Below are 10,265 nucleotides of genomic sequence, written 5' to 3' on the forward strand. Positions count from 1 at the left end.
TACTTAAATTCATTCCTGAAATGGATTGTTAGCTATGAATTGCATAATCATTGACGACGAAAGTGTGTCAAGAGAAGTTTTAACTTTTTTATGTGAAAAGGAGCCTGATTTGAAGGTCTCAGGTGCATTCTCTAATGCCTTAGATGCATTTAGATTCCTAAATAAAAAAGAGGTAGATTTAATATTTTTAGACATCCATATGCCTGGATTTAGTGGGTTCGACTTTATTCAGACTTTGAAAAAGCCACCCCACATCATCTTAACAACAACAGACAAAAATTCCGCAATACATGCTTTTGAGTATGAAAGTATTATTGATTTTCTGAGTAAACCAATTGATCCTGTGCGATTAAAAAAGGCAATCAATAAAGTATACAAACTCCATAGCTCAGAAGATAAAGTGATCACACATGCTGAACCAGAAAATGGGGATAAAAACCTATTCTATATCAATATCGATAAACGGTTGATTAAACTAAATGCAAATGAAGTTAATTTAATTGAGGCTCAGGGTGATTACGCTATCATCAAGATGGACGATAAGGAATATAAAGTTCATAGTACACTCTCCAAGATTTTTGAGAAAATGCCATCGGGCTCATTTTTCCAGGTTCATAGATCCTACGTCATAAACCTCCGTAAAATCATCGATATCCAGGACAATACCGTTTTAATAAAAAAATCTGTGATTCCTATCAGCAGATCAAGGCGAGCTGAACTCATGAGTAAACTTAACTTGATTTAAAACTCTATTGGCAGGTATTAACTCTTTAAACTTTGAATTTGCAATTCAACTTCTCTAAGTAATAAACCGATCTCAATTCTTACCTGCTCTAATTTTTGCTGGAGTAAGATTTCATCAAAAATGGAAAGCTGCTCAAAATCGGCAGCTATCTTAGCAAGAATAGCCATACCAGATGACACGGCAGTTCCATATAATTTATGTCCTGCTTCATTCACACCATTCAAATCCTCTTTTGCGATCTTCTCAGTTAAATCATTTAGTGAGTTATTTAACTCAGATTTTACTGTTTCCAAAATCCCTGCTAATACCTCCTTGTTATTATCAGTATAATTAATCAAAGTACTTTTTGAATAGTGATTTTCTGAAATATCTTCATTAGTCAGGGAATCACTATCGGACGGATTTATCAACCACTTTTTAAACACTTCCTGCAAAGTGCTTTCAACGACTGGTTTTACAACAAAATCATCCATACCGGCTTCCAAACACTTCTCTCGTTCCCCCTTTACATTACCGGCAGTGAGCGCCACGATAGGCACTTGGCTTTCTTGACCCAGAGCCCGAATTTTCTTAGTGGCTTCGTAGCCGTTCATTTCAGGCATTTGCAAGTCCATCAGAATGATATCCGGCATCTCCTTTTTACAATATTCCAAAGCTTCCAGACCATTCGCTGATTTGATCAATATCGCATTTGGAAAAGACCGTTTAATAATTGTCTCCGCAAGAAGCATATTGACCAAATTGTCCTCAGCAATTAGAATTTTGTGCTTCGCATGCTGCTGCTCTAGAGCATTCTCTATGGTACTTACTTTCTGCTCCTCAATGGTTCGCAGGCGTGAAAGTGTATAATAAAAATCTTGAAGCTTGACAGGTTTTATCAATCTATGCTTCACCCCCAGCTCGTTGCAGACTTGAAGTATTTTTTGATCATCGGATGAACTTTGAAGCAGAATTACAGGCATTTCGCTTAGATCTTCCAAAAAGTTTTCTTTGATCTTTGCGATAGTTTCCAAACCATTCATAAATGGCATATGATAATCCATTATTATTACATCAAACTGCGCACCTGTGGACAAAATCTGCAAGGCTTCAAGTCCGTTGGTAGCCTCGCTAGCTTGAATGTTTTTCAGCAAAAGCATCTGGCTAACAATCAGCCTGTTGTTTTCATTGTCATCTACGACTAATACATTCTTGATTTCATCTATATTATACCATTCAATAGGTTCCCCCATTTCAGTTTCGAAGGTCACTTCAAAAAAGAAGGTACTCCCTTGGCCGATTTTGGAAACCAATTGCAAGTTGCTATCCATTAATCCCAATAGGCGATTTGAAATAGTCAATCCCAGTCCTGTCCCTCCGTATTTCTTGGTAGTGGAACTGTCTTCCTGAGAGAAGGCATCAAAAATCTTTTTTTGCTTCTCCGGATGAATACCAATACCGGTATCCCTCACTGAAAATCTAAATCTCTTCTTTGCCCCAGTAGATTCCAGACTTTCGACTTTTAATTCGATTTCGCCTTTTTCGGTGAATTTTGATGCATTTCCCAAGAGATTGACCAACACCTGTTTCAGTCTAACTGAATCTGCATGAATAAACCTAGGTAGATCGCTTTCAATATGAAGCAGCATTTCTAGCCCCTTGTTCTGGATTTGGTAGGTAATAATATCTGTGGCCTGGGCGCACATTTCATAGAGATCAGTCTTATGAATATCAAGTTCTAGCTTACCCGCTTCTATTTTAGAAAAATCCAAAATATCATTAATGATACTCAGTAGGGCATTTCCGGATTGGCTGACAATAGACAGGTATTGATGCTGCGTTTCATTCAATTTCGTCTTCAAAACCAAGTCAGTAAAACCAATCACGCCATTGAGTGGTGTTCGTATTTCATGACTCATGTTGGCCAAAAATTCAGACTTGGCTTTGCTTGCTTCCTCAGCCTGACTCTTCGCCAATTTCAATTCTTCCCGTTGATTTATCAGAGAAGTAATATTCTGGGTAAAAATCATCATTCCACCTATTTCGCCACTGTGTAGAAACCAAGGTCGCATTTCCCAGGTCACATATTGTTCATGCTCATAACCTTTGATGGTGAATAGTTCTTCTTCCTTTTTCTCTATCGTTCCGCTTAGCACCCGTTGGTATCTTTCCTTTGCACTTTCAGTCATGCTATCCGCAAAAACATCATAGTGTGATTCACCAATAATCTCCCTTCCATTTAGCTTATACTCATCCTTCCACCTATTACTTACAGCCAGATATTTCATTTCCTTATCCAGCATGGCCACCGCCGCAGGTGTATGTGTCACAAATGCTGAAAGCCTACTTTTTTCATTGATCAGCTCCAGTTCAATTTTCTTTCTTTCATCTATGTCCTGAAATGTACCGAATACACGAGTACATTTCCCTTCAGTAAATTCGGGGTGCCCAATGGCCCGTACCCACAACTCCTTACCTTTTTGGGTAATAAGTTGCAATTCCAGATCCCATGGCTCTCCTTTATTGATGGCATTCTGTAATGCTTCGGAAATTTTATCTCTGCTTTCTCCTTCCTTATAAAAATTGATACCAGAGACTAAATCTGGCACAAAATCTTGGTCTACCTCATGAATTGATTTGGTGACGGGTGTCCATTGGATAGTCTGTTTGATCAGGTCTACGCTCCAGCCTCCTACTTTAGCCACCTTGCCCGTTTCTTCGAGTAGCTGCTTGGTTTCCCTCAAATCTTCCTGAAGCTCAGACCTGGAGGTGATATCTATTGCATTCCCAATTACATAGATGGAGTCATCAATCTTACTTTTTTCCAAAACGTTGTTGAAGAGCCATATTCGTTCTGAACCGTCCTTATGTTTGGTAAGCAACTGACCTTTAGCATAGCCTTTTGCTACAATGCTTTTCAGGTAGTTTTCCAGTTCCCCTATCTTTTCTTCAGGAATAATATCATAGAGGCTCATAGAAGTGATTTCACTCACTGTATAACCTAATATCTCCGCTCCCGATAAATTGACAGTAAGAAAATTCCCATTTTGATCATGGGTACACATCAGTCCCTGAGAGTTTTCGAAAAATACCCTCAACTTTTCTTCACTTTCAATGAGCTTTAATTCTCTCTCCTTATCCTCTGTAATATCTCTTCCAATGGCGAAAATACTACCCGTTTCGGGTTCTGGAGAGGCCATCCATTGCAGCACCCGATAAGGACCATTTGCAGAGCTAAATCTATGGGTGAAGTTGATGGTGGGAATCCCATTCGACAACTTCTCTATTTCACTAGCAGTTTTATCTATATCATCAGGATGAATTAATTCAAAAAAAGACCTGTTCAACAGCGTGTCTTTATCCCAGCCTAGAATTTTATGAAAAGATGGGCTGACTTTTTTAAAAAACCCATCTGTACCGGCTATACAAACGAGATCAGAGGAAAATTGAAATAGCTTTTCGTAGTGATTTAGCTCCAAATTGATTTTGCGATCACGAAGCATACTTTTCACTCCCCCAGCGAGAATCATCAAACCATTGATTTGTTCCTCGTCTAGTGTTTTTGAATCCAAATCCACTATCGCCAGAGCACCCAGTAGATTCCCCTGATTATCTCTAATTGGCAATGCAGCAAAAAAATCATACCCCTTTTTTCTTAAAGTGGCCCCAAAGCTTTGTTCGTCAGGGGATAAAAGAAGCAAATCAGAATCCTGAAGAGCCAAAAAAGTAGAAGCTAAATCCGCTGATGTTATACGAAGGTCCTTGCCTACCTGCGATTTTATCCAAATCTTATCAAGGTCGAAAAAATAGATCAATGCTGAAGAAGCTCCAGAAATTAGAATAGAAAGCTTGGCTATACCCTCCATCTCCAAATCCAAACTCGCATTGAAAATCTGTAAAGATTCGAGGTATTTCAATCTAGAATCATCTCCAAATACGTGATTCATACTTTCCATTTTTCAGAGTCTTCTTGATAATTTATAAAGGCTAGTGCCTCACGTAAAGGTCAAAATACCTCATTACACATAAATTAAAAAGAATCATGCACCTAAAAATAGTACCGCAAAAAAGCAGAGTAGTATTCGTTGTGTTTGAAATAAACCTTAATCATACACTTCAAGCGGCATGTTTGTCTAATTCCAATAAAACAAATAAACCTTTCTTACATACATCCTTACTGCAGGGGTGGTTTCAAAAGAGAATTGATTACCTTAATTCTGTATCTTCATCAACAATCAAATCATTTCCAATTTCTTCTCCACTTATAAACTTGAATGCTAGCTCACTAAAGCGATGAGGTGCAAATAATGCTATGAAATGAGGCGCATCCTTTATTTTTGAAAAAATCACGGAATTTTTATTTGGTAGTTTATTATAATGTTTAATCGCACCAGACAAATGAGTTTTAGGATCTAAAGTACCATGTAAAATCAAAGTTGGAGGCATTTGTCTAGGAACGCCATTGAAATAAATATCTCTTGGATAGGTAGGCATAGAATTTTCAGCAAGCAAGCTTGCTAAAGGGCTTGAGAACAATAGACCTTCTGATTCTTCAAGTACTTCATTCTTTTTCAGTTCGGGTCTTAGGTTATTTTCAGAGGATGATATTACTTGAACTAAAGGAATTGAACTTGACGAAGTATTATACTTACTATAAGTTGAATAAAACTCTGTGATTTCATTGATGGCATTATTTAAAGGTTCAAAATTCTCCATCTCTAATCCCTTTATAATTGCAGGAATTTGCTCTCTTATTTTTGGCACATCCAGAAACATCCCTAAAAGTATAGACAAGTCTTGTTGTGGTAAATTTTTAGAAAAAACATCATCATTCTTTGCCCTGTGTATAATACCTGCTAGTCTAGGAGCTAAAGGTGCTTCTTCATCACCAAGTTTTGTGTCATAATAGTCCAATACTGAATTCCCAATATCATTCACTACAAAAGACCTATGGCTTAAATCATTCTCCTCATCATCTTGAAGTGGAATAAGCGAATCTAATATGACGCCATCTAGCTTTGTAGTTTCCAATTGTAGTAGACGCATGACCAATTGGGTTCCGTATGAAACACCATATACATACCGATTTCCAGTTCCGCTGAAATTATCAATAAGTAAACTCAGGTCATTTGCCGCATTCGTGATTGAAAAATCCTGTACATAAGCTGTATTGCTATACATATGGTTAAAACAAGGTCCCCATTCATCATTTGCAAGTGCAATTCCGCTTGGAGAATCTAAAGCTTCTTCATTTGGGCATATTTTACTCGACAAACCAGTCCCTCTATGATCTGGAATAAAGATGTCTAAATGAGGAAAAGTCTTTGAAAATAAATCCACCAAGGGGTACAAACTTGCTCCTGATTCTCCAGGACCTCCCGCAATTAACCAAATAGAGCCTTCTCTATTCTTCAGTGCGGGAAATTTCCTGATAAATAACTCAATGGAATCAGTATTATTAGGTAAATAGCTTAAAGGAACTTTTTCAATAGTACAAAGTGAGGATTTAAATTCATTAAAATCATCGCAATCTGTACATTTTGCAAATTGTGCGTTTGCACTTATTGTATATAAAAAAAATAGTATTAAAGTTACAAGTTTGTCTTTTAGCATTTTATAAATATTATTTTTCTTTTTTTACTTGAATGCAACAGCTTGTCTGAGCTTCCGGACGGATTTTACAAACGCTAAACTGTCGGCTGTGACCGAAGATAACAGATATGCAAAAACCTTACGGCAAGCCGTCAGCCAGCCTGAAGCTTAGGTTTTGTTGTGCAACGTTTTTATTTATTTAAACAAGTCTTTTAGTTTGTCCCAAAAGCTGTTTTTCTCGGTTTTCACATTCTTTGTCGATTTTTTGTCAGTAGAACTTGGTGCTCTATTTTGCTTTGCAAGCTCGTTCAAGAACTGAGGCGTGTCGGCAATAAGCATTTCTCTTGAGTATTTCATTTCATCATCCAAATAATAAACAAGTGCTTGTCCTTTGTCAATAAGGACAATTGAAATAAGTCCAATGCAAGCACCTGCTGCAAAGTCCGCTCCCCAAATGAACGATATCGCTGTGTCCTGATTTGTTAAGTCAGGTTTTACCCACTCACAGTCTTTGGTAATTTCCGATGGCTGCTCAAAATAGGTTTCAAAGAATGTTTCGTGTCCGTTTATTGAACAAGAAAGTCCGTCAAGTTCTGTGATATTTTCAGAGTCGTCCAAGATTTTAAAGTCATAACCAAGTCCCTGAATTGTCGCTTCAATTTCGGTTCTGGTTGGTATATCTGACTTTTTAAGAAAAGCTACTTGGGTCATTGACATTTCGTTCTTGTTTTAAATATTGCCTAACTATTTAGCTATGCGCATTGTCCCGAAGGGCATTGTGTATAGTTGTTGTGGTGTCGTTTTTTATTTCTTTAATTTTTTCCAATCTGGCTTTCCTTGTTTTCTATATTTCTCCAAGGCTTCATTCCAAAAATCAATCATTCCATTATCAGCAGGTCGTTTTATTCCACTTTCGTCCCAATCCATTGGTTCAGAAGCACTTAGAATATCACTAACGTCAAACGTATTATTTGAGAGTTCATAATGCTCTTGAAGGAAATACCACATTACCCAAAATGCATCTTCTGTTGTTAGATTTTCACCTTTAAACTCTGTCATTTAAGCTTGATTCTGAATCATTGAAATACAAAATGAAAATCAGGTAGTCTTTTAAATTCAACTCAGTTTTACTCTTCTCTTTCAAAAAGTCAAAGCATTCGATTCCCTCTTTCACTAATTCGCTATCAGTAGGAAATTTTTCAAATTGTCTCAAGCATTCTCTTTTAGTCCGCTGGCAGTAGTCATCCCAATTTTCACCTGGTTTTCTTTCTGCTGTGTCGTACTTTTGCCAATAGAGTTCACAAGTGCCGTCAGGTAGTTTGAATTGAACTTGTCCGCCAATAATTGTAAGTCCGACTTCAATGGCTTTATCAATCACAAGTCGAAAATCTGTTCGTTTCCAACCATATTCTCTCCCGCTCACAATTGCCTTTTGCAAGATTTCGGTCGGTAGATATTTTTCTTTGGTTTCCGTCATTTTTCAAATGCACCACAACGGTTTGGCTATGCTCAGTATCCCGAAGGGTATTGCGTATAGGTGTTGTTGTGCTTAGTTTTATTCGTAGATAGTTGATTCAGATATTTTGTTTGTTAAGTTTGGTTGATATTTTTCCACCAAACGAATAATGTTATCTCTTTGCCATTTTGCGCAGTAGGGTGAAATCATTAATTCTTGAATCAAATGGGACAAATCAACCTCAAATGAGATTACTTTATCCTTTGGATTATCATTAATAACTAATTTATCGTAGTTAATTAAATCCTTATGAGTTACATAAAACCTTATTTCTGATTCCTCTTTATAAGCGGTGTTTTTAGTATTGGTCACAATTATATTACTTTGGATTTCTTCGAAGTTGAAATTATTCCTATAATCAACAATTCTGTAATCGAATCCGTAATTATTCCAATTCAAAGAGTCGATAAAATTGCCAACCGTAGATTTAATAGCTACACCAATTTTATCAAATCCAAGATATGTTGCCCAAAGCGATCTAGATTCGGTTTCTTTCATAGTCCAACAACTAATATATGTTGTGTTTCTGAGCCAATTTATATGAAATGAAGCACCTTCATTGTGTTTATCATATTCAGGAGAATCTTTAAGTGATTTCAAAATCCATTGCAATTCATTTTTGTCAGATGCTATTGACACTACTGTGAATTTCAATGTTTTAGTAATTAATAAATCAATTAGTTTATCCAGGCCAATATATCGCCATATGATCTCTTCTTTCGATGGTCTTAAAGGGTTAGTGTTCATATTGGTCATAATTAAGCACAACGGTTTGCATATGGCTTGTGGCGGTTTCGAAGCACTTTCCTGTCCGACTAAACTGAACTTAGCTACGGAGAGAAAACCTCGCTGGTAGCCGTTCACCCGCCATAAGCTATATGCGTTGTTGTGTACTATTTTTTATTTCTTTTTCTATTATGTCCGAGTCTAATTCGAGTCCGTTCATTTTTAAAAGTTCCTTGAATGTTGCCCCAAAATATTTCTGGTGTGGTTTACTAACCAACCAAGTCAACTCGTTCTCTCTGCCGTCAAACACAAACTTGTGATTTTGTCCTTTTATTCGATAGGCAAGAATTCCATTTTCGAAACTGTGAGGCTCGTAGTGAAATTCTTGCAGTTCAAATTCAGCTATTGAATGGAGTTTACGTTCTATGTCTTCTCTGAATTCTTCGAATGTCATTTTCTCAATCCCATTTCGGTGTAGGCGTGAAATTCACAAAGTGCCATATCAGTCAAAGTTTTCCTATCACAGTCGTTCCAAGTGCATATTTGGTCTGTTGTTCCTCGATGCTGTTTCAGCAACCCCATTCTCAATTCCTTGTCGTCATAAGTTGACCAATTTTCAAATGAGTTGAGTCGAACAAAAAACTGTTCTTGATACTTGTCCCATTCATCAAGTCGCCAATACGAATTGTCCTTCTTATTCCGATAAAGTCGATACCAATCTTTTCGGTCTATAAGCTCAAATTCTGATTTAATTCTGTCCAGAATAGTTTGGTCCGCATAATATATTTTTTCGGATAGTTCGGTCATTTTTAAAATAGTACACAACACCTCAATAAACCCAAGTCCTAGCTTCCTATTGCGTTTATATCCGCATTGTCCACAGGGCTTTCGGAGGTAGTTTACGCCAAATTAAGAATTTCGTCGATCCATTCAAGCTGGCTTTGAATATTTATGTTTGAATTGAAAAGTAGGTGGAGAGACATCTTTTTGCCGCTAGTCATTCTAAAACAATCCTGACCGGTAAAGCCTATCCCACTTTTCTTGTGCTTAGAATGTTCAAGACTCCAGACTAGCGTCGGGGAGTAGGTTCCTCTTCCCTTCCTAAATATCCTCAAGCATTACCAGAGTCACCTTATAGAGAGCTCGGATATCCTGACCCAAAGTAATTTTAATACCAAACCTCTCTCTTTCAGAATAGCTTGAGAGGTCATTGCATGTTTAAGTCAACCATCTCTTGGCTTTCTATTTGAAAGAATAATGACCACTGCCAATAGCCAAGGGGTCTCCCCTTCTATTGAGGAATAGTATCAACCAATATGTAACTCTTTAAACCACAAAATCATGACAAAGAACCATGGCCCAAGCATCAAAAATGATGAACAATACGAGGCCCTACGAGAGCAAGGAATGAGCAAACAAAAAGCTGCTCGTATCGCTAATGACCCCAACTCGGGTAAAAAAGGAGGCAAAGCTGAACAGTACGAAGATCGCAGCAAGAAGCAGCTGTATGACAAAGCCAAGGAAGTTGGAATCGAAGGCAGAAGCAAAATGAATAAGGAAGAATTGATCCACGCACTAAGAAACTCTTAGCAAGAAGAGGAAATCTCAAATTCGATAACCGGTAAAAGTTTAAAACCACAAGCATCATAACCATGAAAAAACCAACTGAATTTAAAGAGCAAAAGCAAAGTCTTCCGGGACTTCAGA

10 protein-coding genes are annotated in these 10,265 nt (G+C 37.4%); 2 read left to right on the forward strand and 8 right to left on the reverse strand.

The window, feature by feature from the left end; translation table 11 throughout:
* Positions 1 to 64 precede the first annotated feature (64 nt).
* Entirely contained in the window at positions 65 to 745 is a 681-nt protein-coding gene (locus G460_RS0105160; protein WP_245578700.1) for a LytR/AlgR family response regulator transcription factor, read from the forward strand.
* A gap of 17 nt (positions 746 to 762) precedes the next feature.
* Here G460_RS0105160 and G460_RS0105165 read toward each other — a convergent pair whose 3' ends face one another.
* The 8 genes from G460_RS0105165 to G460_RS0105200 form a co-directional block, all read right to left on the reverse strand.
* Positions 763 to 4,671 carry a PAS domain-containing hybrid sensor histidine kinase/response regulator gene (locus G460_RS0105165; RefSeq protein WP_026954362.1) on the reverse strand — a complete coding sequence of 1,303 codons (3,909 nt, stop codon included), beginning with the start codon at positions 4,669 to 4,671 and terminating at the stop codon, positions 763 to 765.
* 259 nt (positions 4,672 to 4,930) lie between these two features.
* Positions 4,931 to 6,337, reverse strand: a complete 1,407-nt coding sequence (locus G460_RS21450) for an alpha/beta hydrolase (RefSeq protein ID WP_051315918.1) — start codon at positions 6,335 to 6,337, stop codon at positions 4,931 to 4,933.
* A gap of 174 nt (positions 6,338 to 6,511) precedes the next feature.
* A complete protein-coding gene (locus G460_RS0105175) occupies positions 6,512 to 7,033 on the reverse strand; it encodes a hypothetical protein (RefSeq protein ID WP_157366863.1) in 522 nt (173 codons plus the stop codon).
* Between the two features lie 87 nt (positions 7,034 to 7,120).
* The gene (locus G460_RS0105180; RefSeq protein ID WP_026954364.1) at positions 7,121 to 7,375 is read right to left on the reverse strand and encodes a hypothetical protein; all 255 of its coding nucleotides are present in this window, start codon (positions 7,373 to 7,375) and stop codon (positions 7,121 to 7,123) included.
* Positions 7,362 to 7,793: an Imm40 family immunity protein gene (locus G460_RS0105185; RefSeq protein WP_026954365.1), complete on the reverse strand. Its 432-nt coding sequence runs from the start codon at positions 7,791 to 7,793 to the stop codon at positions 7,362 to 7,364. The genes G460_RS0105180 and G460_RS0105185 overlap by 14 nt, the downstream gene beginning before the upstream one ends.
* A 78-nt stretch (positions 7,794 to 7,871) precedes the next feature.
* On the reverse strand, positions 7,872 to 8,588 hold the full coding sequence (locus G460_RS0105190; RefSeq protein ID WP_169817497.1) for a hypothetical protein: 717 nt from the start codon (positions 8,586 to 8,588) through the stop codon (positions 7,872 to 7,874).
* A 118-nt stretch (positions 8,589 to 8,706) separates the two neighbouring features.
* The gene (locus G460_RS23405; protein WP_026954367.1) at positions 8,707 to 9,012 is read right to left on the reverse strand and encodes a hypothetical protein; all 306 of its coding nucleotides are present in this window, start codon (positions 9,010 to 9,012) and stop codon (positions 8,707 to 8,709) included.
* Positions 9,009 to 9,365, reverse strand: coding sequence for a hypothetical protein (locus G460_RS0105200; RefSeq protein WP_026954368.1), 357 nt, complete (start codon positions 9,363 to 9,365; stop codon positions 9,009 to 9,011). Before G460_RS0105200 ends, G460_RS23405 begins: the two co-directional genes overlap by 4 nt.
* Positions 9,366 to 9,899: 534 nt before the next feature.
* Between G460_RS0105200 and G460_RS0105205 the strand changes: the two genes are divergently transcribed.
* Positions 9,900 to 10,148: a DUF7218 family protein gene (locus tag G460_RS0105205; RefSeq protein WP_026954369.1), complete on the forward strand. Its 249-nt coding sequence runs from the start codon at positions 9,900 to 9,902 to the stop codon at positions 10,146 to 10,148.
* The last annotated feature ends 117 nt before the right edge of the window (positions 10,149 to 10,265 follow it).

This window comes from Algoriphagus vanfongensis DSM 17529 (assembly GCF_000429465.1).
GTDB lineage: Bacteria > Bacteroidota > Bacteroidia > Cytophagales > Cyclobacteriaceae > Algoriphagus > Algoriphagus vanfongensis.